Source organism: Pseudomonas sp. S2_A05 (assembly GCF_054668485.1).
In genome coordinates, this window is the sequence record NZ_CP162775.1 from 1,245,161 (window position 1) to 1,270,185 (window position 25,025).

A 25,025-nucleotide genomic window follows, 5' to 3' on the forward strand; every position below is an offset into this window, starting at 1 on the left:
TCGATGGAGAGCCGGCCCCGGCCCTCCAGCCTGATCACTCCTCCATCACCTCAACCAAACCGCGATCCTCACCGAGGAAGCCGCCGCTCTGGTGTTGCCACAGCCGCGCATAGGTGCCGTTCTTCTCGAGCAATTGCGCGTGGGTGCCTTGCTCGATGATGCGGCCTTCGTCCATGACGATCAGCCGGTCCATGGCCGCAATGGTCGACAAGCGGTGGGCGATGGCGATCACGGTTTTGCCCTGCATCATTTCATCGAGGCTTTCCTGGATCGCCACTTCGACTTCCGAGTCCAGGGCGCTGGTGGCTTCGTCGAGCAACAGGATCGGCGCGTTCTTCAGCATTACCCGGGCGATGGCAATGCGTTGTCGCTGCCCGCCGGAGAGCTTGATGCCGCGTTCGCCGACCAGCGTGTCGTAACCGCTGTGGCCCTGCTTGTCGCTCAACTGGCTGATGAAACCATCGGCCTGGGCGTTCACCGCAGCGCGGTGGATGTCTTCGTCGGTGGCGTCCGGGCGTCCGTAGGCAATGTTGTCGCGGATCGAACGGTGCAACAGCGACGTGTCCTGGGTGACCATGCCGATCACGCTGCGCAAGCTGTCCTGGGTGACCTCGGCGATGTTCTGCCCATCGATGCGGATCTCGCCGCGATCAACGTCGTAGAAGCGCAGCAGCAGGTTGATCAGCGTCGATTTACCTGCACCGGAGCGGCCGACCAGGCCGATTTTTTCGCCGGGGCGAATGTGCAGAGTCAAGCCGTCGAGCACCTGGCGTTCGCCGTTGTAGTTGAAGCTGACATTGTCGAAAACCACTTCGCCGCCGGCCGGCTCCAGCACTTTGGCATCCGGCGCGTCCTGGACTTTCGGGCCGCTGGTCAGGGTGGCCATGCCGTCCTGCACGGTACCGATGTTTTCGAACAGCGAAGTCATTTGCCACATGATCCAGTGCGACATGCCGTTGATGCGCAACGCCATGGCGGTGATCGCCGCGACAGCGCCGGTGCCGACTTCGCCCTGATGCCACAGCCACAACGCATAACCGCCGGCACCGAGAATCAGCGCGACCACCAGCGCCTGATTGACGATCTCGAACTGGCTGACGAGACGCATCTGGCGGAACCCGGTGAGCTTGAAATCTTCCATCGCCGCACGGGCAAAATGCGCTTCACGCTTGGAGTGCGAGAACAGTTTGACCGTGGTGATGTTGGTGTAGGCATCGGCAATCCGCCCGGTCATCGACGAGCGCGCATCGGCCTGTTCCTGGCCGACCTTGCCCAGACGCGGCACGAAATACACCATCGCCAGCCCGAACAAAACGATCCACGCCAGGAACGGCAGCATCAACTTCAACGCAAAGCCACCAGCCAGCGCAATGATCGCGATGAAGTACACGCCAATGCCGGGGAGAATTTCGATCAGGGTGAACAACACCTCGCGCACCGACAACGCAGTCTGCATGACCTTGGTCGTGACCCGGCCGGAGAACTCGTCGGAGAAGAACGACAGACTTTGCCGCAGCATCAACCGGTGAAAGTCCCAGCGCAGGCGCAGCGGCAGATTGATCGCGAGGATCTGGTGCTGGACCATCGTGCGTAGCGCCACCAGCCCGATGCTGACTACCAGCACAATGCCGATGCCCCACAACACGCGGCTTTCCTCGTCACCAGCAGCGCCGCCAGATTGCCAGGTCGAGAGCAGATCCACCACTTGCCCGAGGAACGAAAACAGCCATGCCTCGTAGATCGACACGCTGGCGCTGAGCAGGGCGAAGGCCAGGATGTAACCGCGCGCGCCCCGGGTGCAGGCCCACAGAAATCGCATCAGGCCGACTGGCGGTGGCGGCGCCTCGTCGGGCGGGAAGGGGTCGAGCCTTTCTTCAAACAGGCGAAGCATTGCGGTCTCCGAAGTGATCAGGGTGTGGGGATTCTGCCATCTATCGGCGGCGTTGAGGGTTTCACTGCCATCATCTGGATGAACCCCCGTGCCTTGTCTTGACCGCAGACCGGCGCAGAAGCTCAACACAATCCTGCCAAGCGCAACCTTTCGTCGCTGATCCAGACCTGATGTCGCACGCTCATCAACCTGTTTGAACTCTCGCGCAAGCTGCTCCGTCATCTCCTATGTGGGGGCTCGAGGCAATGTTGCCGTGTAGCTCCGTTTTTACGTTTTCAGTGAGAAGGCGAGGGGCGACATGAATACTTCAGACAGCAGGTCAGGGTATGAATCAGGTGATCCCAACGGCAAGCCTGAGCAAAGTTTTGATCATTTGAAGGACAACGTCAGCGAAGCACTGGGCGGTGCGCGGCAGCAGGCCGATGCGCAATTCGGCCAGTATCGCGACACGGCGGCCGAGCAGATCGAAGCCTTGGCGCAAGGGGCGAAAAGCTTTGTCTCGGAACTCCAGGACAAGGACACGCTGGGTATGTCCGACTACCTGACCGACATGGCGGATTCCATGACCGGGCTGGCGGGCAATTTGCGCGGCAAGAGTGCCGAACAGTTACTGCACGATGCAGCGGATCTGGCGCGCAGCAATCCGGGATTGTTCATCGCCGGCAGCATTGCCATCGGTTTCGGCCTGTCGCGGTTTCTCAAAGCCGGCACCTCTGCAGCAGCGACGGTCAGTGCCGAACACGATCCAGCGGCGGGCTCCACCTCGACGCCACCGCCAGCCGATTACGGCGCGCAGCGACCCTATGAATCGTCGATGCCGTCGTCGACCCACGCCAATCCGGGACTGGCCACCGGCATCACGCCGACCTCGCCCAGTGACAGCGATCACCCCTCTGATTTTGCCGCGGCTTCCGTACCGCACGCACCCGACGCCAAAGGAGAACTGTGATGAACAGAGATGAATCTGATCTGAGCGGGGCAAGGCCCCTCGGCCAAACGGATGACGCCTCCGTGGTCGGCCTGTTGCGACAACTGTCGCGCGAAGTCCCGGCCTTGTTCACCAAGGAACTGGCACTGGCAAAAGCCGAACTGCACAACAGCCTCAGCACGCTGAAAGCGGGCATCGCTGCGGTGGCCGGCGGCGCGATCGTGTTTCTCGCCGGCTTCATCATTCTGCTGATGTCGGCGGTGTACGGCCTGAGCATGTTCATGGCGCCATGGCTGGCCGCGCTGATCGTCGGCGTGGTGGTGATGATCATCGGCTTCGCCATGCTGCAATCCGGGAAAAAGCAATTCGAGCCATCTCACTTCAAACCTGATCGCACCCTCGACGCCTTGAACAAGGATCAGGAAGCGCTGCGGAGGAAAGTCTCATGAAAAGCGAACTGGATATCGAAGCGGAAAAAAGCCCGGAGCAGATCGAGCGCGAAATCGATGCGCAGCGCGCCAGCATCGGCAACATCGTCGATCAACTGGAGAGCAAGTTCACCCCCGGGCAGATGATCGATCAGGCCTGGGGGATGATGCAGAGCAACGGCTCGACGTTCTTCACCAATCTCGGCACCAGCGTGCGCAATAATCCGGTGCCAGCGGTGCTGACTTCCGTGGGCCTGCTCTGGCTGATGATCAGCCAGAATCGCCCACCGGTGCCGCAGCCGACCTATCGCAGCGGGCCGGATCAGGACAAGGCCGGCGAGTGGGCCGACGGTCTGGCCGACGGCATCGACAGTGCCCGCGCGCATTTGCACTCGACCTCGGATTCGCTGAAGGACGGCTACCAGTCGCTGAAAGGCAAGGCCAGCCACCTTGGTGAAAACGTCGGTGCGGCGAAGGAAAACCTGAGCCATGCGATGCATGACGCCGGTGACCGGTTGTCGCGCAATTCGCAGGTGCTTGGCCAGCAGTTCAGTCACCTGCTCAAGGAGCAACCGCTGATGGTGGCTGCCGCTGGGGTCGCTTTGGGTGCCTTGCTCGGCGCGGCGTTGCCGACCACGTCCACTGAACAGCGCTACATGGGCCGCACCAGCGCTGGCATGGTCGACAAAGCCAAGCAAAAAGCTCAGGAAGGTTATGAAGCCGTGCGTGACACGGTGACCCGAACCACTGAACAAACCGAAGTCGAGACCAAACCGGATCCGGCGCGGCCGTCTTCTTCGGATCTGTCGCAGGGTCTGGGTACATCCTGACGGGGAGAAACGAGGGAGGCCTGCAATGGGCCTCCCTTCGTCGTTGTACGGCGGTGATTCGGTGCGCCGCTGTGGTGAGCCAGCCTGTGAAAACGTAGCCTTGACCCGGATCATTGTGGGAGCGAGCCTGCTCGCGAAAGCGGTGTGTCATTCAATGTGGATGTATCTGATCTGGCGCCTTCGCGAGCAGGCTCGCTCCCACAGGGATTTTGGTTGCGCTGAAGATTTTGGCCTTGCCCCGGACCATTGTGGGAGCGAGCCTGCTCGCGAAGCGGTGTGTCATTCAACGTGGATGTATCTGATCTGGCGCCTTCGCGAGCAGGCTCGCTCCCACAGGGATTTTGGTTGCGCTGAAGATTTTGGCCTTGCCCCGGACCATTGTGGGAGCGAGCCTGCTCGCGAAGCGGTGTGTCATTCAACGTGGATGTATCTGATCTGGCGCCTTCGCGAGCAGGCTCACTCTTACAGGGGCGCGGTGTTCAGCTTCAGTGCTTCGACAAACGCTGCAAACGCTGCCGAGCCTTGGCGCCGGTTCGGGTAGTACAGGTGATAGCCCTGAAACGTCGGGCACCACTCTTCCAGGACTTCCACCAGTCGCCCGTCCGCCAGATACGGCGCGACCAATTGCTCGGGCACGTACGCCACGCCGATGCCATCCACGGCGGCATTGAGCACGTGCATGATGCTGTTGAACACCAACTGCCCGTCGACCTTCACGCTGAAATCCTGACCCTTGTGCGCAAACTCCCAGGCGTATATCGCGCCGGCCGGTTGGTGGCGGATGTTGATGCAGGTGTGTTCCGTCAACTGATGCGGCGTGGCGGGGGCCGGGTGGCGGGCGAAGTAATCGGGCGAGGCGACCACGGCCAGGCGCCAGTCCGGGCCGATGCGTACGGCGATCATGTCTTTGCTGATTGATTCACCGAGACGAATACCAGCGTCGAAGCGCTCCTTGACAACATTGGTGAAACCATAATCGACGTAAAACTCCAAGGTGATGTCCGGATAGTCCTGCAAAAACTTTGTAAGCATCGGCCGAATGCACAACTCAATCTGATCGTCCGTGCAGGAAATCCGAATGGTGCCGCTGGGCTTGTCGCGCAATTCGCCAAGGGCTTCGAGCTCGGCGCTGATCTGCTCGAACAGCGGCGCAATCGAATGCATCAAGCGCTCGCCAGCCTCGGTCGGCGAGACGTTGCGCGTCGTGCGAGCCAGCAAGCGGATACCCAGACGCTGCTCCAGCGCGCGGACCGTATGACTCAACGCAGAAGGCGTGACGCCGAGGCGAGCAGCGGCTTTGGTGAAGCTTTGATCCTGGGCCACCGCCAGAAAGGCCTGCAGGTCATTGACTTTGGTGTTGCTCATTGCTGAATTTTTCTCAAAAGCACATGAAGATTACCGCTACTAATCAAGTTAAGTCCGATCCGTCAAGCTTTGCAGCCTGAGTAGCGGGGCAGAAGTGCCTCGACCATTTGTTCTTCCAAACAGGTTTTTGCATGACGGCCCAAGCAATCGACAACCCGACAAACCAGCCCATGGGCGTGTCCACTGCCGGCGAGCAACCGGCGTACTGGAGCGGCGTGTTCGCCATGACCCTGTGTGTCTTCGCGCTGATCGCCTCCGAGTTCATGCCGGTCAGTCTGCTCACGCCCATGGCCACGGACTTGCACATCAGCGAAGGCCTGGCCGGCTACGGCATCGCCATCTCCGGCGCGTTCGCGGTGCTGACCAGCCTGACGATCACCGGGCTTGCCGGTTCGATGGATCGCAAGCGCCTGTTGCTGCTGTTGACGGCGCTGATGTGTGCGTCCGGGCTGGTGGTGGGCCTGGCGCCCAACTACACGGTTTACATGATCGGTCGCGCATTGATCGGCGTGGTGATTGGCGGCTTCTGGTCGATGTCGGCAGCGTTGGCCATGCGTCTGGTGCCCTCCGCCAGCGTGCCCAAGGCATTGGCAATTTTTAACGGCGGCAATGCTTTGGCTACGGTGGTCGCGGCGCCGCTGGGCAGTTATCTCGGCAGTGTGATTGGCTGGCGCGGGGCGTTTTTCTGCCTGATACCGGTGGCGTTGATTGCGCTGCTCTGGCAATGGATCAGCTTGCCCGCGCTCCCCGCCGCGCCACGCAAAGCCAGCGCAGCCAACGGCTTTGCGTTGTTCAAAAGCCGCCGGGTGGCATTCGGCATGCTCGGCGCCGGCCTGTTCTTCATGGGCCAGTTTGTGCTGTTCACTTACCTGCGACCGTTTCTGGAAACCGTGACCCGGGTCGATGTTTCGGTGCTGTCGATGATTTTACTGGTCATTGGTGTGGCCGGGTTTATCGGCACCGTGGTCATCGGCTCGGTGCTGAAGTCAGGACTGTACAGGGTGGTTATCACGATTCCGCTATTGATGGCGATGATTGCGATGGCGCTCATCGGGCTGGGCAGTTCAGTGGTGGCGGCGTTCGTGTTGCTGGGCTTGTGGGGATTGATCGCCACGGCGGCGCCGGTAGGCTGGTGGTCGTGGCTGGCGCGCACGCTGCCTGACGATGCCGAAGCCGGCGGTGGGCTGATGGTGGCGGTGGTGCAGTTGTCTATCGCTTCGGGGTCGACCGTCGGTGGTCTGCTGTTCGACGGCAGTGGCTATCGGCTGACCTTCTTCGCCAGCGCGGCATTGCTGGTGCTGGCGGCGATGATGACGTGGCTGACGTCGCGGCAGAAAGCCTGACTCAGCTCTCGGTATTCTCCACTGAAGCCTGCGCGGCTTCGGCTTCCAGCTTCAGGCGGTCGGCCTTGCAGATGTACTTGGGCTTTTTCGGCGCCAGTTTGGCGTTGGCCTTTTTGGCTTTTTCCTTGAACAACTGCTGCAGCTTCTTTTGACGATTCATGATTTTTCGATCGCGGGTGGAGAGGGTGGGAATCCTGACGCAAGGCCAAGTGGTCAGCAAGGAGAAATCCACTAAGCTGAGCACATTCCCCCTACTCAAGAGCCCCCCAAACCGAAGGAATCGCACATGAGAAAAGCTCGCAGATTGATTGTCGCGCTGTCTTGCCTCGCGCTTGTAGTCGGCAGCACGACGGCACTGGCCGACCCCGGCAATGGCAAGGGCCAGGGCGGCCAGGGCAACGGCAAGGGCAAACCGCAGAACATGCAGGATCATGGTAAACCGGGTGGGGGCGGTCAGGGCAATGGCAACAAAGGCCAGCAACACTCTGGCAATGGCGGCGGTGCTCCGAGCATTGATCGCGGCAATATTCTCGGCATCGTCGGCGGCTATCGCGGCGAATACTGGAATCCGGGGCCAGCACTGCCGCCGGGCATTCAAAAGAATCTGGCGCGGGGCAAACCGCTGCCACCGGGCATCGCCAAGAAGCTGGACGGGCGGCTGCTCGGCCATTTGCCTCACTATGACGGCTACGAATGGCAACAGGTTGGCACCGACCTGATCCTCGTCGCGCTGGCTACCGGGCTGATCTACGAGGTGCTCAACGGCGCGTTCGATTGATTCTGCAAAGAGGAGTGGCAGCACCTGCCGCTCCTTTTTTATTCACGCATAGCTGCATCAGATGCAGCAATGAACTGCATTCAGGTTGGGTTGTTCGTTGAATGCTGAGCTTTCAGACTGAGCTCAACGGCTAACGAATGAATGGAGATGACCATGGCCAATGCAATCCGCTTCACCGCAACGGGCGCACCGGATGTCCTGCAATTGCACACTGTCAGCGAACAGACCCCCGGGGCCGGCGAGGTCTGGCTGGAGCAAGCGGCGGTGGGCGTCAATTACCTCGATGTCAGCCAGCGCAAAGGTGCAGTGCCGGTGGCGTTGCCTTCGGGGTTGGGTCTGGAAGGCGCGGGTCGGGTGGCAGCGGTCGGTGCCGGTGTGAGCAATGTCCGCGTCGGCGATCGAGTTGCTTATGCCACTGGCCCCTTGGGTGGTTACGCCTCGGCGCGGCTGTTTCCGGCGGAGCGTCTGGTGAAGATCCCCGATGAGTTGTCGTTCGAAGATGCGGCGGCGGTGTTGTTCAAAGGCATCACCGCGCAGTATCTGCTGAAGGCGACTTATCCGGTCGGGCCGGGCACGACGATGCTGCTTTACGGCGTCGCGGGTGGTCTGGGGGAAATCATGGTGCCATGGGCCAAACACCTTGGCGCAACGGTGATCGGTGTGGTGTCGAAGCAGGCCAGTGTCGACAAGGCTCGCGCTTCCGGTTGTGACGAAGTACTGGTGTTCGATGCCGAGACCCTCGCCGCCGACGTGTTGCGTATCACCGAGGGGCGCAAGGTCGATGTGGTGTATGACCCGATTGGTCGGGTGTCTTTTCAGGCCTCGCTGGACAGCTTGCGCCCACGCGGATTGATGGTCTCGTTCGGCGCGCAGACCGGCGCGCCGGCAGCGGTGGAAATAGCCACGCTGAACGCCAAGGGCTCGCTGTTCCTGACCCGTCCATCGCTGGCCGCGCACACTGCCACGACAGCCGAATATCAGGAGCGCGCGCAAGACGTGCTGGCTGCGGTGGCCGCCGGTATCATCACGCCGCAAATTCGCGCGCGGTATTCATTGGCCGACGCGGCACAAGCGCATGCCGATCTTGAATCGGGGCGATCATCAGGGGCGATCATTCTAAAACCATGAATCTGGATGTTCTGAGCAACCCGCACAGCGATGAAATCGCTGCTTTCCTGGCCGTCGCCGCGCAAGGCTCGTTTGTCGCGGCGGGGCGTTTGTTGCAGCGTCATCCGACCATCGTTTCCAAGCGCCTCGCGGCGATGGAGAAGCGACTGGGCGTGCGGTTGGTGGAACGCTCGACGCGACACGTGCGTATCACCGAGGCCGGCCTGCAACTTGAACAACGCTTGCGCGCGGCCGTCGAGTTGATGAACGAAGCGCAGCAACAAGCGGTGCAGGGCGCCAGCGAAGTACGCGGCACCTTGCGCCTGGCGTTGCCGGCGGCGATGGGGCGCTTGTGGCTGGGACCGCTGCTGCCGGAGTTTCTCAAGGCTCATCCGCATGTTTCGGTAATCGCCGATTACAGCGAAGGCCTGGTCGACATCATCGAGCAGGGTTTCGACGCGGCTATCCGCATCGGCGAGCTTGAGGACAATCGGCTGATTGCAAAAAAGCTCAGTGACCATCGGCGGATTCTTTGCGCATCACCGACGTACATCGAGGCCCATGGCATGCCGCAGACACCACAGGATCTGCTGCAGCACAATTGCCTGCGCTTCAGTGGGCTGGCGTCGTTCCCGCTGTGGCGCCTGCATCGCGGCAACGAGGTGCAGACCATCACGCCCCACGGCAACCTGACTGCCAGCGACAGCGAATCCCTGCTCGCCGCCGCCCGCGCCGACGCCGGCATACTCGGTGCCGGCGACTGGCTGATGAGCCGCGATCTGGCGGCAGGTCGGTTGATTCACGTGCTGCCCGACTGGCATCTGGATTCGGCGGGCGGCGTTTATCTGGTCAGGCCGTCATCGCGGTTTCCAGCGGCGGCGGTGGTGGTGTTCAAGGAGTGGATTGAAGGGAAATTCGATCCGGCGCCACCTTGGGCGGTTTGATCACAACCTGCATCAAGACCGACACTGACCCTGTGGGAGCGAGCCTGCTCGCGAAAGCGCAGTGTCAGTCATAGATGATGTGGCTGACCTGACGCCTTCGCGAGCAGGCTCGCTCCCACAGGTTTCGTGGCTTGCTCAGGAATTGCCGGACATACGTATATCCAGTGTGGGAGCGAGGGCCAGTTTGGGCGCGCAAAAAAAGCCCGGCATTGCCGCCGGGCTTCGGTGTCTTCAACACTTCAAGCGGCGATTTTGTTGGCCGCCATTTCCTTTTGTGGCTCGCCTTCATGGCTTCCATCTGTGCGCCCAGTTCCTCGAGCTTGGCCTTACCCAGAAGCTTCTGCGCTTTCGGGAACATTTCCTCTTCTTCCTCCTCGATGTGGTGCTCCAGCAGTTCCTTGACCACTTTGACCCGACCGGCAAATTCCGGGCTGCCTGGATCGGTTTCTTTCAGATCAGGCAGTACCAGCGAATCCACGGTGCGGTGCTCTTCCTTGGCTTCGTAATACATGATGTCTTCTTCCTTGCTGCCGGCTTCCTTGAACGCAGGGTAGAGAATCTCTTCTTCGAGGCGGGTGTGGATGGTGATTTCCATTTCCAGTTTGCCCAGCAACTCGACGCGTTTTTTCAGCGCGCGGTCGGTGGATTCACTCAGTTGGCTGAGGATGGCTTTTACTTTTTCATGGTCGGCTTTGAGAAGGTCGATGGCATTCATTTTTTGAGGCCTCTGCTTTTCACGGATTGAACACAGCGTTCTTTTTTCGCGCTGCTGTGTATTCAGGAAGAGGCTATCGCAGGACTCATGCCAACTCGCCGATCAAGCGCAACCCTTCTAAATCAAGGGCTGGCATCGAAGCAGGCACAATGCTTTCGTGCAGCCTGCAAGAAATCCGCGCGGCGGGCATTGCATATAACAAGCCCGGCAAAAGCCGGGCTGTGGTGATACTTCAGACGGGCCTGCACCCGTGGGTCACCGGTTAGCCTGGGAAGGCGAAATGCGACCGACATGCTTGGGTCCCGCCAACGCCCAGGCGATCAGGCCGAACAGCGGCACGAACACGATCAGCACGATCCACACGCCTTTACTACTGGATTTCCCCTCGCTTTTACGCACCCGGTTAATGGCCCAAAGCTCGATCAGCACAAGAATGACCGCCAATACGATCCACACGGTTTCGATTTGCATAGGCTTAGCTCCTGATGGTCTGTGCGTTAGGCGACGAGAGGGGCGTTGGGTTCATTCTTTTTGCCTTGGACAAGCGGGCGGGGTGATACCCGGTTGCAAAATAAATGTCTGGTCGCCGCTGCGCCCTATATCCTCTGCGCCACACGTTTAGGCTGGAACAGGGACAGGGCAATGGCATTCAGGGTGATGGTCGTCGGTGGTTACGGCAATTTCGGCAGCATCGTTTGTCGGCATCTGGCGCTCATGCCAGAGATTGAACTGCTGTTGTCGGGCCGCGATGCGCGCAAGTTGCAGGGCAAGGTCGCTGAGCTGCAAGCGCAATCAGGCCGTCCGTGCGAAGGCTGGTGCGGTGATGCAATGGGCGCAGGTTTTCAAGCGGCGTTGCGAGAGTTGAATGTTCAGTTGGTGGTGCACACCGGCGGGCCGTTTCAGGGGCAATCCTACGCAGTTGCTGAAAGCTGCATCGGCGCCGGTGTGAATTATTGCGATCTGGCTGACTGCCGCACCTTCGTCGACGGCATTGATGTGCTCGACGCCCGTGCCAGAGAGGCTGGGGTGGCCGTGCTCAGCGGTTGCAGTTCGGTGCCGACCTTGTCTTCGGCAATCATCGATCAGCAGCGCTCACGTTTTGCGCGAATCGACTCGATCGAGCATGGCATTTCTTCCTCGGCAAAAATGCCGGGGCTGTCCACGGTCGAAGGCGTGCTCGCTTATGCCGGCAAACCGATCAAACAATTGAAGCACGGCCAGGTACACGAAGTGCTGGGCTGGCTCGATCTGACTTTGCGCACGATGCCGCAACTGGGCACGCGGGTGCTGGCCAATGTCGATGTGCCGGACATGGATATTTTCGCTCGCCGCTATGGCGCACAGACGCTGCGCTTCAAGGCTGGCGCTGGCCTGAAGCTCGGCGGCGTTGCCAACGCCTTGCTGGCGCAGGCTTTGCGCTTCGGGGTGGTGCGCGATCATGTGCGCTGGGCGGCACGCCTGCATCGCCTGGGTACTTGGTTCGAACGTTTCGGTGATGGCAAAAGCGCGATGTACATCGATGTTCGCGGCATCGGTGTCGAAGGCCAGCCGCTGAGCATGACCGCGCAACTCACCGCACTGAATGACAAAGGCCCGGAAATCCCCACCTGCGCCGCCGTCGCCCTCGCGAGCAAAATGGCTCGGGGTTATGTACCGCAGGCCGGCGCGCGGCCGTGTGTTGGCGAAATCAGCGTCGATGAATATCTGGCGGCGATCAACGATCCGGCCAACTTGAGCCTGTCGGTTCAATTCTCCGATGGGCAGCGTTGAGATGCTCTATCTCTGCCTGAAGTACCTGCATGTAATCGCGGCGATTTTCCTCTTCGGTTTCGGCATGGGTTCCTACCTCTACCTGATCGCCGCCAGCCGCAGCGGCAACCCGCAAGTGATCGCCCATGTCGCAAGGATGGTGGTGCGTTTCGATACGTGGATCACCACGCCGGCAGGGATTGTGCAGGTCATCACCGGCTATCTGCTGATGCGGCTTTCCGGGCTTTCGATGAGCAGTGAGTGGCTGCTGACGTCGCTGATCATTTTCTTCTGCGTAGGCGCACTGTGGCTGCCTGTACTGGTATTGCAAAAGCGTCTGCAGAAGATGGCGCTGAGCGCGGGCGAGAGTGGCCTGCCTCTGGATGATCGCTTTGCAAGCACTTACCGCTGGTGGTTCTGGATGGGCATCGCCGGGTTCGCCGGGATGTTTGTCATCGTGCTGATGATGGTGACGAAGATGACACCGGTGCAACTGGTCGGGTTAACCGTGGGCTTTTAGAAAGCGGCTTTCATGATCCGCTGTTGGCAGCAGGCAAGTGTCGTACTTGCCGAACAGCCGATAGCGGTTCAGCGCGATTCGATCGTAAGCCCAGTCGCGCAGACGACGCGGGAAGATGCGCAGCAGTTTCAACGGCTGCCAGCGCATCGGCAGTTGCCCGACCACTTCAAGGAATGCATCTGATCGCTCCCAATAATTGCGGTCGCGGATCACCGCCATGGTGTCGAACTCATCCAGGGGCAAACCGGCCCACGCCAGCAAGGCCTGGCCTTCGGGCGATTGCACGGTCGCCAGACGCACATGGCGCTGATGGTCATGGCGAATCAGAAAGCGCGCCCAGCCGTTGCACAGTTTGCACACGCCGTCGAACAGCACCACGGTTTCGCCGGGCTTGAGCAATGGCGCGGGGGTAGGGCGGGTTTTCATGGCAGGCATCGGCGGATGTCCTTGGCGGCGGTTGTCGCGATCATAACCTCGATCATTGGCCTACAGGAGTGGATCGCGGCGGTATTGGCCCGGCGATATGCCGTGCACGCGGCGGAAGGCAGCGCCAAACGCCGCGTCGGACAGATAGCCCAGTGACGCGGCAACAGTGGCCACATTGTCCCGACCATTGCGCAAGCGGAACGCGGCTACGCGCATCCGCCAGCGCGTGGCGTATTCGACCGGTGCCAGACCCATGCGTGTCTTGAACAGCGCGGCGAAACCGGAGCGCGACATGCAGGCAATCTCGGCCATTTGCGTCAGTCGCCAAGGTTTTTCCGGGGCAGCGTGAACGGCGCGCAAGACGCCGGCAATCGCCGGTTCCCGTAGCCCGCCCAGCCAGGACAACTGTTCGGCATCCGCGCTGTTGATGTGATGGCGCAGCGCATGGATGAAGATCAGTCGCAGCAAGTCGTTGCACATCGCCTGCGAGCCGGCCTGGTGTGATGGCCACTCGCGCTCCAGTTCATCCAGCAGCCAACCGAACGACGAGGCACCTGTGGCCTCGGCGCGAATGATCAGCGAGGTCGGCAGCACGTCGAGCAGTTCGGTTGCGCCGGGTCCCGATAGCGACACGCTGCCGCCCAGCAGCTCGACTTCCTCGCCGACGCCAAAGGTCGCCGAGACGCCGTCATGGGCAAAAACATCCGCTGCATTCACCGCCTCGACGTCGGCGCCGCTGGCCAGAATGAACGGCGTGCGCGACACCACAAAACAGTCGCCGGCCCGCAGCAACTGCGCCGGCAAGCCCTGCATGCGCAACCAGCATTCGCCTCGTCGCACCACGTTGAATTTCAGTTCGATGGGGTGAAATCGCAGCGCCCAGACGCCTCCCGCTTGCAAGCGAACCGAGCAGGCTGCTTGCAACTCGGAGAGCGCCAATACGGCAGAAAGCGGATCGCCAGCAGGATTTTGGATGATCACGACAGAAACCTGGATTTATCAGACTGGTTTGTCCCGAGAGCTTAGCCAAGAATGAAGGCCTTCGATAGCTCACTCAGGATTAAGGCTCATGGCTACGCTCCAACAACCTGTGCAATCACCGTTCAACGCCGCGAGCACAGCGGCTGAAGTCATGGCCGGCATCGATCTGCGCGGGCAACTCGCTGTGGTCACCGGCGGCTATTCCGGCCTGGGTCTGCTGACGGTGAAAAGCCTCGCGGCGGCGGGCGCGCAAGTCATCGTGCCGGCCAGAGATACGGCGCGGGCAGAGGTGGCATTGGCGGGTGTTGACGGTGTCCGCGTGCTGCCCATGGACCTCATGCAGGCTGAATCGGTGGCGGCGTTCAGCCACAGCGTGGTCAGCGCGGGTCAGCCGGTGTCATTGCTGATCAACTGCGCCGGAGTCATGGCCGCGCCGTTGCTGCGCGATGCCGATGGCCATGAAAGCCAGTTCGCGACCAATCACTTGGGCCACTATCGCCTGACCTGCGGCCTTTGGCCGGCGCTGGTCAAAGCTGGACAGGCGCGGGTGCTGTCAGTGTCATCGCGCGGGCACCAGATTGCCGGGATCGACTTTGACGACATTGATTTCCTGCAACGGCCGTATGACAAATGGGTCGCGTATGGTCAGTCGAAAACGGCCAATGCCTTGTTCGCCATGGCGCTCGATCGTCGCGGGCGCAGTCATGGCGTTCGTGCGTTCTCATTGCATCCGGGGCAGATTCTGACGGATCTGGCACGGCACCTCAGCACAGCGGAACTTGCCGCATTCGATGCGCTGGATGAGCAGGGCCGGCCACGGCTGGATGCCCACAACGGTCTGAAAACGCTGGAGCAGGGCGCCGCGACGGGATTGTGGTGTGCGACCAGTGCATTGCTTGCGGATTTGGGTGGCGTGTATTGCGAAGACTGCAATGTTGCGCCGATCAATCAACCTGAAGCGGGCCGCAAGGGCGTTGCGCAATGGGCGGCGGATGCTGAGCTGGCTGAGCGACTTTGGGCGGTTTCGGAGCAATGGACGGGGCTCACGGTGGCATAAATCGAGTCAAAGGACAAAAGCCCCTCACCCTAACCCTCTCCCGAAGGGAGAGGGGACTGACCGAGGTGTTTAGTAGAAATTCGCCGACCTGAAATACCGGGTCGAACTCAGTTCTTGAACAGCACCCAAATCGGCTCCCTCTCCCTCGGGAGAGGGCTGGGGTGAGGGGCTGCTCGATAGAGTTACTCTCCCAGCTTCGCCCAGAATTCCTCCGCCGAAGGGCTGATCGGTGCGGTCGGGCGAGTCAGGTGTATTTCCAGTGGAATGTCCCAACTGTCATCCAGCGCCCTGACCAGGCGCCCGTCGGCCATTTCCTGTTCGGTCAGGCTTTTCGGCAGCCAGGCGACGCCTTTGCTTTCCAGCGCCATCGACATCAGCACTGCCGCCAGATGGCTGCTGAACAGCGGTTTCAAATGCAGATAATCGGCCTTGCCGTGTAGCCTGTGGGCGACGATTCGGCCCAGGCCGGATTCGTGGGTGTAGGCCAGATAGGGCAGGGTTTCAGGCGACGTGCCGAACTGGGCTGAAGCACTCGCCAGCGGCACAAGTACGTCCTCGCCGACCTTCTTGCCAATGAACTGATCAGGCGCCAGCAACGGCGGAACGTCGGGGTGGCGATGGCACAACAGAAATTGCACCTGACCATGAATCAGCATCTGTTCGCACACGGCCATGCTGTCGGAATGCAGGCGAACTGCATCGATCGGCGCGCCACTTTCGGCACTGCGCAACCAGCGTGGGAAGAAGGTGAATGACAGCGAGTGAGTGGCAGCAAACTGCAAGGTTTTCGCCGCCATGCCAGCCACTTCCTGAGCCTCGGAGCGCATGCGGTACAGGCGTCTGGCCGCTTCCTGAGCGCTGGGCAAAATCTGCCTGCCGGCCTCGGTCAGCGTCGCGCCCTGCGGAGTGCGCACGAACAATTCCACGCCCATCCAGTTCTCCAGCGAGCGCACTCGGCGACTGAACGCCGGCTGCGTCACATGGCGCGCTTCGGCGGCCCGGACAAAGCTGCCGTATTCGGCCAGCGCTGAAAAATCCTCAAGCCAAACCAGTTCCAAGGGCAATGCCTCCTGTGCATAGGGCGCGGCATTAATAGCATTGGGCGGGTGTCGTCGCAACGCATAACGTTGGCCCACCACAACAAGAGGAACCCGTCATGCGTATCGTCGATATCCGTGAAAAAACCGTCTCCATCGCTTCCCCGATCGCCAATGCCTACATCGACTTTTCGAAGATGACCTGCTCGGTCGTCGCGGTCATTACCGACGTGATTCGCGATGGTAAGCCGGTCATCGGTTACGGTTTCAACTCTAACGGTCGCTACGGCCAGGGCGCATTGATGCGCGACCGTTTTCTGGCGCGGATCACTGAAGCCGACCCGGAAACCCTGATCGATCACGAGAACAATAACCTCGATCCGTTCGCCATCTGGAAAACCCTGATGACCAACGAAAAACCGGGCGGGCATGGCGAGCGTTCAGTAGCGGTCGGCACCATCGATATGGCGGTGTGGGATGCGGTGGCGAAGATCGAAGGCAAGCCGCTGTATCGCCTGCTTGCCGATCGTTATCGCAACGGTGTGGCCGATGACAAAGTCTGGGTGTACGCGGCGGGTGGCTATTACTACCCGGGCAAGGACCAGAGCAAACTCAAGGCCGAAATGCAGAGCTATCTGGATCGTGGCTACGACGTGGTCAAGATGAAGATCGGCGCGGTGCCGCTGGACGAAGATATCCGCCGCATTGAGGCGGTGCTCGAAGTGGTGGGCGACGGCCAGCGCCTGGCGGTCGATGCCAACGGCCGCTTCGATCTGCAGACCGGTATCGCGTACGCCGAAGCGATCAAGAAGTACAACCTGTTCTGGTACGAAGAAGTCGGCGACCCGCTGGATTATGCGCTCCAGGCCGAGCTGGCCAATCACTACGAACTGCCGATGGCCACTGGGGAAAACCTGTTCTCTCACCAGGACGCCCGCAACCTGTTGCGCCACGGCGGCATGCGCCCGGACCGCGATTACCTGCAATTCGACTGCGCGCTGTCCTACGGTCTCGTCGAGTACATGCGCACCCTGAAAGTGATGGAAGAGCTGGGTTGGTCTTCGCGCCGCGTGGTGCCACATGGCGGTCACCAGATGTCGCTGAACATCGCCGCTGGTCTGCACCTGGGCGGCAACGAATCGTACCCGGACGTGTTCCAGCCCTTCGGCGGTTTTGCCGATGGCATCCGCGTAGAAAACGGCTACGTCGGGCTGCCGGATATTCCGGGCGTCGGCTTCGAAGCCAAGTCTGCGCTGTATGCCGTCATGCGCGAACTGGGCGAGGGCTGATTCGGTTTTATCTGCGGCCTCGATTTCCGAGGCCGCACCTTCAGGCATCATCCTCGACGCCAAAGCCACATGCCCACCACAACAATAAAATGAGGTGCTTCCGTGGAAACTTCAAAATCACGCTGGTACAGCCAGCTCTATGTGCAAGTGCTGATCGGCATCGTCATCGGCGCTGCCATCGGATACTTCGTGCCGGACATCGGCGCCAAGCTGCAACCGTTTGCCGACGGTTTCATCAAACTGATCAAGATGCTCCCGGCGCCGATCATTTTCGGCACGGTAGTGGTCGGTATCGCCAAGATGGGCAGCATCAAGGAGGTCGGCCGCATCGGTGTGAAAGCGCTGATCTACTTCGAGATTCTTTCCACCATCGCACTGGTGGTAGGCCTGATCGTAGTCAACGTGGTCAAGCCCGGCGCCGGCATGAACATCAACGCCGGCACCCTCGATGGCAGCGCTGTCAACAAGTACAGCCAGGCGGCGAGCGAGCAGGGCGGCCTCGTCGAATTCTTCCTCAATATCATTCCGCATACCTTCCTCGGCGCCTTCTCCAATGGCGTCATGCTGCAGGTGATTCTGTTGTCGGTGCTGATGGGCGTCGCCTTGGTGCAAATGGGCGAAACCAGCAAACCGCTGATCAACACCATCGACCTGTTCCTGCAAGGTCTGTTCAAAATCGTCGCGATGGTCATGCGTCTGGCGCCGTTGGGCGCGGGGGCTGGCATGGCGTTCACTATCGGTAAGTACGGCATCGGCACCTTGCTGTCGCTGGGGCAGTTGCTGGTCGCGCTGTACATCACCACGCTGATCTTCATCGTCGTGGTACTGGGCGCGGTGGCGCGATGGTCGGGCATGCCGCTGATGCAGTTTCTGCGTTATTTCAAGGATGAAATCCTGATCACGCTGGGCACCTGTTCGACCGAAGCGGTGCTGCCGCGAATGATGGTCAAACTGGAAAAGCTCGGCTGCAAGAAATCCGTGGTCGGCATGGTCCTGCCGACGGGCTACACCTTCAACGCGGACGGCACCTGCATCTACCTGACCATGGCAGCGATCTTCATCGCCCAGGCGACCAACACGCCGCTGACCTTCATGGATCAGATGATTCTGCTCGGCGTGTTCCTGCTGACCTCCAAGGGCTCGGCCGGGGTGGCGGGAGCAGGGTTCGTGACCCTGGCGGCCACGCTCACCACCATTCACTCCATACCTCTGGTGGGCCTGGTGTTGCTGTTGGGCATCGACCGCTTCCTCAACGAGGCGCGAGCGGTGACCAACCTGATCGGCAACGGCATCGGCACCATTGCTATTGCCAAGTGGGACAACTCCTTCGATGTCGAAGCGTGCGAGCGGGAAATCGCTGCCATGAAGCAGGACAAGGCAGCGCGCAAGTCGCTGCTTGTGCATAAGTGATTCGGGCAACGTGAGCGCTTGATTGGCCTGCCGACGCGTACAGGTTTCAAGTCAGTTCAAAGGTTATGGACTGGGGGCGGGACGATGAGAATTGGCGCACTGACGAAAACCAGTCGGTGCTGGCACGCCACCAATCCCCAGCCATGCCAAAAAACCTGTGGGAGCGAGCTTGCTCGCGAAGGGGCCAGAACGGTCACCACGGATGGCGACCGGCAGAGCGCTTTCGCGAGCAAGCCCGTTTCCACAGTAGGTTGCGCGATTGCTGTCACAACAGTTGGCGATGTTCTTTCGCACCGGACAGTACAAGCAGTGGATTGCAAAACGTTCGCTATGAACCGTCAGGCCGGACCTGAACCCTCTACGTACGTCTGGATGACCTCATCCCAAGGCGGCGTTGCAGGGAACAACTCAAGCAAAAACGCCGTGAACGCTTTGACATTCGGGCTACCGCGACGGCTCTCCGGCCACAACGCGGTAATGGCGAAGCGTTCGACGGTGAACTGTGGCAGCACCGGGACCAGTTCGCCCCGACGAACATACGCCGCCGCTACGTAGTGCGGCGAAATACCGATGCCGCCGCCGGCAGCCAGCACCGCCGCGACCGCATCGCTGGCATCAACGGTGAAGGCCGCGTCGGGTGCCAGTTCCAACTGTCTGTCACCGGCTAGATACGGCCAGCGCAAACTCTGCCCGGTGCTTTGATAGCGGAAATTCACGCACTCATGCTCGGCGAGATCCTCGGCCGTAAGCGGAGTACCCTTGCGCTGCAGATAGTCCGGTGATGCGAACGCACCGATTCGATGCGGGCCCAGCGGGCGAGAAATCAGTCGCGAATCCGCAAGATTGCCAACCCGAACCGCGACGTCGATGCCTTGTTCGATGAGGTCGGCATACTGATCGCCGAGTCGTAGATCGATCGTCACCTTTGGATATTGCTCGCGAAATCTCGGCAGGGCCGGCGCGAGGATATTCAGTCCAATCGGCAACGGCGCGGTGACCTTCAATACGCCCGATGGCTCAGCGCGTGAAGCAACGGCGGCCTGATCGATGTCTTCGACTTCGCGCAGAATCCGCAGCGCCCGTTCGTATAGATCACGGCCCTCCGGGGTGAGTACCAGCGAGCGCGTGGTGCGAGTAAACAGCATCAGGCCGAAATACTCTTCGAGCCGTTGCACGCTTTGCTGATGGCCGACGGCGACACCGACAGTGCCCGAGCGGCAGCCGTGTAGCTGCCCAGCGAAGCCGCTCGTGCAAAGGCGATGAGCCCGGTTAAACGATCCAATCCAATTTGTGCCTTCATGGCACTAGTAAAGCGACTTCTGGCCCAATTATCAATGTGGCTTCCAAAACGTAGTCTTTGCCCATCGAACGCCATTCAGGTGTTCCAGACGGAGAACTCAGCATGAACATCAGCCAAACCCTGCCTTCCACACTCACCGACAAAACCGTGGTCATTTTCGGCGGCACCTCCGGCATCGGCCTGGCCGCTGCGGTGCAAGCGAAAGCCGCTGGCGCCAAGGTCATCGTCATCGGCTCGAACGCTGCACGTGCCGAGCAGGCCGCCAGCGAGCACGGGCTCGATGGCTGGCGCGCGGCCGACGTGACCGATAGCCAGGCTCTCGATACTGCACTGGCCGATATCCTTCAGGTCGATCACCTCGTTCTGCTCGCCGGCACGTTTGTCGCTAGCACCGTGCGCGCGGCTGATCTCGATTATCTGCACCGCGCGTTCGACGAACGCATCTGGGCATCGATCAATGCGATTCGGGTCCTTGGCGACAGGCTGGCAAAAGACGGCTCGATCACGTTTATCTCCGGTTCTCTCGCTGATCGCCCGAATGCCTACGGCACCGCCGTACTCGCCGCCGCCTCGGCAGCCATGGAAGCACTGGCTCGCGGTCTGGCCCTTGAGTTGGCACCGGTGCGAGTCAACACGCTTTCGCCCGGCCCGATCAACACCCCGATTCTGGGCAAGGCACTGGGCGAGGGGCGGGATGCATTTGTCGCTTCTCTTGAGCAGGTGCTGCCCCTGCATCGCCTCGGCACAGCTGCAGAAGCGGGCGCGGCAGTGGTTTTCCTGATGAGCAACACCTTCATGAACGGCGCCGTGCTCAACATCGACGGCGGCGCACGCCTGGTTTGATCCTGCCCACCTTTTTGAGAGCCTGAACATGACATCGTTATTTGATTCCGTGCGCCTCGGCGCGCTCGATTTGCCCAACCGCATCCTGATGGCACCGATGACCCGCGCGCGCGGCACTCGCGAGCACGTCCCGACCGAGATGATGGTCGAGTATTACCGCCAGCGCGCCAGTGCCGGCCTGATCATTTCCGAAGCGATCGGCATCAGCCAGCAAGGTCTGGGCTGGCCGTATGCGACAGGCATTTGGTCGGCCGAACAGGTCGCCGGCTGGCGCAAGGTCACCGATGCCGTGCATGGCGCTGGCGGCCGGATCATCGCGCAGCTCTGGCACATGGGCCGGGTCGTGCACCCGAGTTTCCTTGGCGGCGGCCAGCCGGTTTCCGCATCGGTCACCACCGCGCCGGGACAGGCGCATACGTACGCCGGCAAGCAGCCGTATACACCGGCGCGTGCGTTGCCGCTGGAAGAAATTCCCGAACTGCTGGAAGACTTTCGTCAGGCCACTCGCAACGCAATCGAGGCGGGTTTCGATGGCGTGCAGATCCACGCCGCCAACGGCTATCTGCTCGACCAGTTCCTGCGCGACAGCGACAATTTTCGCACCGATGCGTACGGCGGCTCGATCAACAACCGTATCCGCTTGCTCAAGGAAGTGACCGAGGCGGTGGCCGAAGTCATCGGCGCCGACCGCACTGGCGTGCGCTTGACTCCAAGCAGCTACGAGCAGGGCATCCGCGACAGCGATCCCGAAGCGCTGTTCATCCGCGCCGCCGAAGTGCTGTCAGCGATTGGCATCGCTCATCTGGAAGTCCGCGAACCACCGCTGGACGGCACCTTCGGCAAGTCCGAACGCCCGCCACTGGCCGGGATGATTCGCGACGTGTTCAAAGGCGTGCTGATCCTCAATTCGGACTACGGTTTCGCCAGGGCACAAGCGCAACTGGATGCCGGGCTCGCCGATGCGATTGCGTTTGGACGGCCGTTTATAGCCAATCCGGATCTGCCGCTGAGATTCGCTCGGCAGTTGCCATTGGCGGAAAGCGAAATGAGCACTTGGTTCAGCCAGGGTTGGGAAGGGTATGGGGATTATCCGGCGGTGGATGGCGTTTGAATGTAGCGTCGGTGCCAGCCGCCGTGGCAGTGGATGCCCTGACGGGCTGGCCAGAACCCGGAAAAGCACGCTTAAGCCAGTCGCAAGAGACGGTTCACGCCGTTGATAGGAAAAAGTGAGGCCTGTGATCAGGCCTCATTTGCGTTTTACCAACTCACCTGCAACGTTTCAACGCCGCGCCGTGCGCGTGCTCACATCCACCCAGACCGCCAGCACCAGAATGCTGCCCTTGACGATCATCTGCCAGTAACTGTCGACGTCGAGCATCGACATGCCGTTATCCAGGCTGGTGATCACCAGTGCGCCGAGGAGGGCGCCGTAGACGGTGCCGGAGCCGCCGCGCATGGAGGTGCCGCCGATGAAGCAGGCGGCGATGGCGTCGAGTTCGCCCATGCTGCCGGCGGACGGTGAGCCGGCGGCGAGGCGTGCGGTGTTGACCACGCCGGCGAGGGCGCACATCACGCCCATGATGCCGAAGATCCACAGCTTGACCGCTTGCACATTGATGCCCGACAGGCGCGTCGCTTCCATGTTGCTGCCGACCGAATAGACCCGGCGGCCGAACACGGTCTGGCTGGTGACGTAGCTGAACACGCCGAGCAGAATCAGCAACAGCAGCACCGGCACCGGAATGCCGTCATAGCTGTTGAGGGTCTGGACGAAGCCGGCCAGCACCGCGCCGATCACCAGCACGCGCACAACATCACGTACCAGCGAATGCGCCGCCAGGCCATGCAGGGCGCGATTGCGTCGTTGTTTCCAGGTCAGGAACACCGTCAGCACAAACAGCAGCACACCCAGGCCGGTGCCGATCGCGTGGGGCAGATAACCCTGGCCGACGTAGACCAGCTCCGGCGATACCGGGGCGATGGTGGTGCCGCCGGTGATCCCCAGCAAAATCCCGCGAAACGCCAACATGCCACCGAGGCCGACAATGAATGAGGGGATGCGCAAGTACGCCGCCATGTAGCCGTTGGCAAGCCCGATGACCAGACCGCACAGGGCAACCAGACTGAGATTCGCCAGCAGCGGAATGTGATAGACCACGTCGAGTATCGCCGCGAGGCCGCCGAGCAGGCCGAGCAATGAACCCACCGACAAATCGATCTCGCCGCTGATGATCACCAGCACCATGCCGCAGGCCAGAATTCCGGTAATCGACATCTGCCGCAGCAGGTTGGAAAGGTTGCGCGGGGTGAGGAAGCCGCCCTCGGTCTGCCAGCTGAAGAACAGCCAGATCAGCACCACGGCAAATACCAGCGCGAGCATCTTGTAGCGGGTGAACAGTTGTTTGACCTGATTCATTTACGCGGTTTTCCGATCATTATTGTTATGGCTGCCCGGCTGGCTGAGGGCGGCGGCGAGTACCTGTTCCTGGGTCAGCTCATGGTTGACGAAATCGCCGCGCAACTGGCCTTCGCCGATCACCAGCACGCGGTCGGAGACGCCGAGCACTTCGGCCAGTTCCGACGAAACCATGATGATCGACACGCCTTCGGCGGCCAGCGCGCCCATCAATTTGTAGATCTCGTACTTGGCGCCGACGTCCACGCCTCGGGTCGGCTCGTCGAGAATCAGCACGCGCGGTTTGGCCAGCAGCATTTTCGCCAGCACGGCTTTCTGCTGGTTACCGCCCGACAGGCTGGTGATCGGCAGGGACGGACTTGCGGTTTTCAGATGCAGACGGGAGATTTCCCGGTCGATGCAGCCCAGCTCGGCTTCGGCATCGATGCGGGTCATTTTCGAATAGCTCTCGAGCACGGCGAGGGTGATGTTCTGACCGACACCGAGATCCGGAATGATGCCCTGGCGCTTGCGATCTTCGGGCACCAGGCACAGGCCGGCGCGGATCGCTTTGAGCGGCGTGCGCGTGTCGATCGGCTGGCCGTCCAGCCAGACTTCGCCCTCGTGGCGGCCGGGGTAAGCGCCGAACAATGCGGTGACCAGTTCGGTGCGGCCGGCTCCGACCAGCCCGGCAATGCCGAGAATCTCGCCGCGCTTGAGGCTGAAGGAAATGTCGTCGACCCGTTTGCGCTTGGGGTTGTCGACGTCGTAGCAAGTGATGTGGCGCGCCTCGAAAATCACCTCGCCAATCTCGTGCGGCTCGCTGGGGTAGAGGTTGCTCATTTCGCGGCCGACCATCTGCGTGATGATCTGTGGAATGTCCATGTCGGCCATGGCGGTGGTGGCGATGTGTTTGCCGTCGCGGATCACTGAAATCGTGTCGCACACGGCGGCGACTTCATCGAGCTTGTGCGAGATGTAGACGCAGGCGACGCCCTTGGCTTTGAGGTCGCGGATGATGTCCAGCAGCACTTCGATTTCCGAGCGGCTCAGGGCCGAGGAGGGTTCGTCGAGGATCAGCAGGCGCGCCTGTTTGTTCAGGGCCTTGGCGATTTCCACCAGTTGCTGGTAGCCGCCGCCGTACTGCGAAACCGGCAGCGAAACATTCATGTCCGGCACTTTCAATTCACGCATCAAGGCTTCGGCGCGGTGGATCATCGCCGGGTAGTTCATGCGCCCGCCGGGCAGCGTCAACTCATGGCCCATGAAGATGTTTTCCGCCACCGACAGGTCGGGAACCAACGTCAGTTCCTGATGGATGATGACGATGCCGGCGGCTTCGGTTTCGCTGATCGATTGCGCCCGGAGCGGTTGCCCGTCCCAGAGGATTTCACCGTCCCAGGTGCCATAGGGATAGACCGCCGAGAGGATCTTCATCAGCGTCGACTTGCCGGCGCCATTCTCGCCGCACAGGCCCACGCATTCACCGGGCCGGACTTTGATGTCGATGCCGTTGAGCGCTTTGACACCGCCGAAGGTTTTGACGATGCCGTTCATTTGCAGCAGATAGTCGGACATGGAAAAGGCTCGTATACCAGGGACTCAAACACCACTGAACCTGTGTGGGAGCGAGCCTGCTCGCGAAGGGGCCTTTTCAGCCAGAGCTTGACTGACTGACACTCCGCTTTC

Annotated in this window: 24 protein-coding genes and 2 pseudogenes; 14 read left to right on the top strand and 12 right to left on the bottom strand. The window is 60.9% G+C overall.

Annotated features, from left to right (window positions below; all coding sequences use genetic code 11):
* Positions 1 to 34: 34 nt before the first annotated feature.
* Positions 35 to 1,891 carry an ABC transporter ATP-binding protein gene (locus AB4O12_RS05705; protein WP_056784851.1) on the bottom strand — a complete coding sequence of 619 codons (1,857 nt, stop codon included), beginning with the start codon at positions 1,889 to 1,891 and terminating at the stop codon, positions 35 to 37.
* Positions 1,892 to 2,189: 298 nt separating this feature from the next.
* Between AB4O12_RS05705 and AB4O12_RS05710 the strand changes: the two genes are divergently transcribed.
* The 3 genes from AB4O12_RS05710 to AB4O12_RS05720 are packed head-to-tail and all read left to right on the top strand — an operon-like array spanning position 2,190 to position 4,077.
* Positions 2,190 to 2,840, top strand: coding sequence for a hypothetical protein (locus AB4O12_RS05710; RefSeq protein ID WP_423518795.1), 651 nt, complete (start codon positions 2,190 to 2,192; stop codon positions 2,838 to 2,840).
* The gene (locus AB4O12_RS05715; RefSeq protein ID WP_052392217.1) at positions 2,840 to 3,268 is read left to right on the top strand and encodes a phage holin family protein; all 429 of its coding nucleotides are present in this window, start codon (positions 2,840 to 2,842) and stop codon (positions 3,266 to 3,268) included. Before AB4O12_RS05710 ends, AB4O12_RS05715 begins: the two co-directional genes overlap by 1 nt.
* A complete protein-coding gene (locus tag AB4O12_RS05720) occupies positions 3,265 to 4,077 on the top strand; it encodes a DUF3618 domain-containing protein (protein ID WP_460060718.1) in 813 nt (270 codons plus the stop codon). Before AB4O12_RS05715 ends, AB4O12_RS05720 begins: the two co-directional genes overlap by 4 nt.
* A gap of 462 nt (positions 4,078 to 4,539) precedes the next feature.
* Here AB4O12_RS05720 and AB4O12_RS05725 read toward each other — a convergent pair whose 3' ends face one another.
* Complete coding sequence (locus AB4O12_RS05725; RefSeq protein ID WP_460060720.1) at positions 4,540 to 5,442, bottom strand: LysR family transcriptional regulator; 903 nt, start codon at positions 5,440 to 5,442, stop codon at positions 4,540 to 4,542.
* Positions 5,443 to 5,573: 131 nt separating this feature from the next.
* Between AB4O12_RS05725 and AB4O12_RS05730 the strand changes: the two genes are divergently transcribed.
* Positions 5,574 to 6,785 carry an MFS transporter gene (locus tag AB4O12_RS05730; RefSeq protein WP_460060722.1) on the top strand — a complete coding sequence of 404 codons (1,212 nt, stop codon included), beginning with the start codon at positions 5,574 to 5,576 and terminating at the stop codon, positions 6,783 to 6,785.
* 1 nt (position 6,786) lies between these two features.
* Here AB4O12_RS05730 and AB4O12_RS05735 read toward each other — a convergent pair whose 3' ends face one another.
* Complete coding sequence (locus AB4O12_RS05735; RefSeq protein WP_081932631.1) at positions 6,787 to 6,945, bottom strand: DUF2986 domain-containing protein; 159 nt, start codon at positions 6,943 to 6,945, stop codon at positions 6,787 to 6,789.
* A gap of 126 nt (positions 6,946 to 7,071) precedes the next feature.
* Here AB4O12_RS05735 and AB4O12_RS05740 point away from each other — a divergent pair, with 126 nt between their 5' ends.
* The 3 genes from AB4O12_RS05740 to AB4O12_RS05750 all read left to right on the top strand — a co-directional run bounded on the left by AB4O12_RS05740 (position 7,072) and on the right by AB4O12_RS05750 (position 9,614).
* Complete coding sequence (locus AB4O12_RS05740; RefSeq protein WP_460060724.1) at positions 7,072 to 7,563, top strand: anti-virulence regulator CigR family protein; 492 nt, start codon at positions 7,072 to 7,074, stop codon at positions 7,561 to 7,563.
* A gap of 153 nt (positions 7,564 to 7,716) precedes the next feature.
* Entirely contained in the window at positions 7,717 to 8,691 is a 975-nt protein-coding gene (locus AB4O12_RS05745) for a quinone oxidoreductase family protein (RefSeq protein ID WP_460060727.1), read from the top strand.
* A complete protein-coding gene (locus tag AB4O12_RS05750; protein WP_460060729.1) occupies positions 8,688 to 9,614 on the top strand; it encodes a LysR family transcriptional regulator in 927 nt (308 codons plus the stop codon). The genes AB4O12_RS05745 and AB4O12_RS05750 overlap by 4 nt, the downstream gene beginning before the upstream one ends.
* A 265-nt stretch (positions 9,615 to 9,879) precedes the next feature.
* Here AB4O12_RS05750 and AB4O12_RS05755 read toward each other — a convergent pair.
* Positions 9,880 to 10,329, bottom strand: a pseudogene (locus AB4O12_RS05755) (hemerythrin domain-containing protein); the annotation flags it as partial.
* 255 nt (positions 10,330 to 10,584) lie between these two features.
* Positions 10,585 to 10,800, bottom strand: a complete 216-nt coding sequence (locus tag AB4O12_RS05760; RefSeq protein WP_041480553.1) for a PLD nuclease N-terminal domain-containing protein — start codon at positions 10,798 to 10,800, stop codon at positions 10,585 to 10,587.
* Positions 10,801 to 10,971: 171 nt separating this feature from the next.
* Here AB4O12_RS05760 and AB4O12_RS05765 point away from each other — a divergent pair, with 171 nt between their 5' ends.
* Together AB4O12_RS05765 and AB4O12_RS05770 are read left to right on the top strand one after the other, a co-directional pair.
* Positions 10,972 to 12,099, top strand: a complete 1,128-nt coding sequence (locus AB4O12_RS05765) for a saccharopine dehydrogenase family protein (protein WP_460060732.1) — start codon at positions 10,972 to 10,974, stop codon at positions 12,097 to 12,099.
* Between the two features lies 1 nt (position 12,100).
* The gene (locus AB4O12_RS05770; protein ID WP_150635640.1) at positions 12,101 to 12,598 is read left to right on the top strand and encodes a DUF2269 family protein; all 498 of its coding nucleotides are present in this window, start codon (positions 12,101 to 12,103) and stop codon (positions 12,596 to 12,598) included.
* Here AB4O12_RS05770 and AB4O12_RS05775 read toward each other — a convergent pair.
* Both AB4O12_RS05775 and AB4O12_RS05780 read right to left on the bottom strand, forming a co-directional pair.
* Positions 12,581 to 13,033 (bottom strand): thiol-disulfide oxidoreductase DCC family protein, encoded by a 453-nt coding sequence (locus AB4O12_RS05775; protein ID WP_056784876.1) that lies wholly within the window; start codon positions 13,031 to 13,033, stop codon positions 12,581 to 12,583. The genes AB4O12_RS05770 and AB4O12_RS05775 overlap by 18 nt on opposite strands.
* 51 nt (positions 13,034 to 13,084) lie before the next feature.
* On the bottom strand, positions 13,085 to 14,005 hold the full coding sequence (locus AB4O12_RS05780; protein ID WP_460060735.1) for an AraC family transcriptional regulator: 921 nt from the start codon (positions 14,003 to 14,005) through the stop codon (positions 13,085 to 13,087).
* A gap of 88 nt (positions 14,006 to 14,093) precedes the next feature.
* Here AB4O12_RS05780 and AB4O12_RS05785 point away from each other — a divergent pair, with 88 nt between their 5' ends.
* Complete coding sequence (locus tag AB4O12_RS05785; RefSeq protein ID WP_460060737.1) at positions 14,094 to 15,062, top strand: oxidoreductase; 969 nt, start codon at positions 14,094 to 14,096, stop codon at positions 15,060 to 15,062.
* 182 nt (positions 15,063 to 15,244) lie between these two features.
* On the opposite strand, the gene AB4O12_RS05790 is transcribed toward AB4O12_RS05785, so the two are convergent.
* The gene (locus AB4O12_RS05790; RefSeq protein ID WP_056784881.1) at positions 15,245 to 16,120 is read right to left on the bottom strand and encodes a LysR family transcriptional regulator; all 876 of its coding nucleotides are present in this window, start codon (positions 16,118 to 16,120) and stop codon (positions 15,245 to 15,247) included.
* 98 nt (positions 16,121 to 16,218) lie between these two features.
* Between AB4O12_RS05790 and AB4O12_RS05795 the strand changes: the two genes are divergently transcribed.
* A complete protein-coding gene (locus AB4O12_RS05795) occupies positions 16,219 to 17,388 on the top strand; it encodes a mandelate racemase/muconate lactonizing enzyme family protein (protein WP_024012582.1) in 1,170 nt (389 codons plus the stop codon).
* Positions 17,389 to 17,490: 102 nt separating this feature from the next.
* Complete coding sequence (gene dctA / locus AB4O12_RS05800; protein WP_460060741.1) at positions 17,491 to 18,798, top strand: C4-dicarboxylate transporter DctA; 1,308 nt, start codon at positions 17,491 to 17,493, stop codon at positions 18,796 to 18,798.
* Between the two features lie 338 nt (positions 18,799 to 19,136).
* Here the strand turns inward: dctA and AB4O12_RS05805 are convergent, their stop codons facing one another.
* Positions 19,137 to 19,943 (bottom strand): substrate binding domain-containing protein, encoded by an 807-nt coding sequence (locus tag AB4O12_RS05805; RefSeq protein ID WP_460062397.1) that lies wholly within the window; start codon positions 19,941 to 19,943, stop codon positions 19,137 to 19,139.
* 9 nt (positions 19,944 to 19,952) lie between these two features.
* Positions 19,953 to 20,173, bottom strand: a pseudogene (locus AB4O12_RS05810) (helix-turn-helix domain-containing protein); the annotation flags it as partial.
* 27 nt (positions 20,174 to 20,200) lie between these two features.
* Here AB4O12_RS05810 and AB4O12_RS05815 point away from each other — a divergent pair.
* Positions 20,201 to 20,941 (top strand): SDR family oxidoreductase, encoded by a 741-nt coding sequence (locus tag AB4O12_RS05815; RefSeq protein WP_460060743.1) that lies wholly within the window; start codon positions 20,201 to 20,203, stop codon positions 20,939 to 20,941.
* A gap of 28 nt (positions 20,942 to 20,969) precedes the next feature.
* On the top strand, positions 20,970 to 22,052 hold the full coding sequence (locus tag AB4O12_RS05820; RefSeq protein ID WP_460060746.1) for an alkene reductase: 1,083 nt from the start codon (positions 20,970 to 20,972) through the stop codon (positions 22,050 to 22,052).
* Positions 22,053 to 22,220: 168 nt separating this feature from the next.
* Here the strand turns inward: AB4O12_RS05820 and AB4O12_RS05825 are convergent, their stop codons facing one another.
* Positions 22,221 to 23,357, bottom strand: coding sequence for a sugar ABC transporter permease (locus AB4O12_RS05825; RefSeq protein WP_076563313.1), 1,137 nt, complete (start codon positions 23,355 to 23,357; stop codon positions 22,221 to 22,223).
* Positions 23,358 to 24,914: a D-xylose ABC transporter ATP-binding protein gene (xylG, locus tag AB4O12_RS05830; RefSeq protein ID WP_056784901.1), complete on the bottom strand. Its 1,557-nt coding sequence runs from the start codon at positions 24,912 to 24,914 to the stop codon at positions 23,358 to 23,360.
* Positions 24,915 to 25,025: the final 111 nt, after the last annotated feature.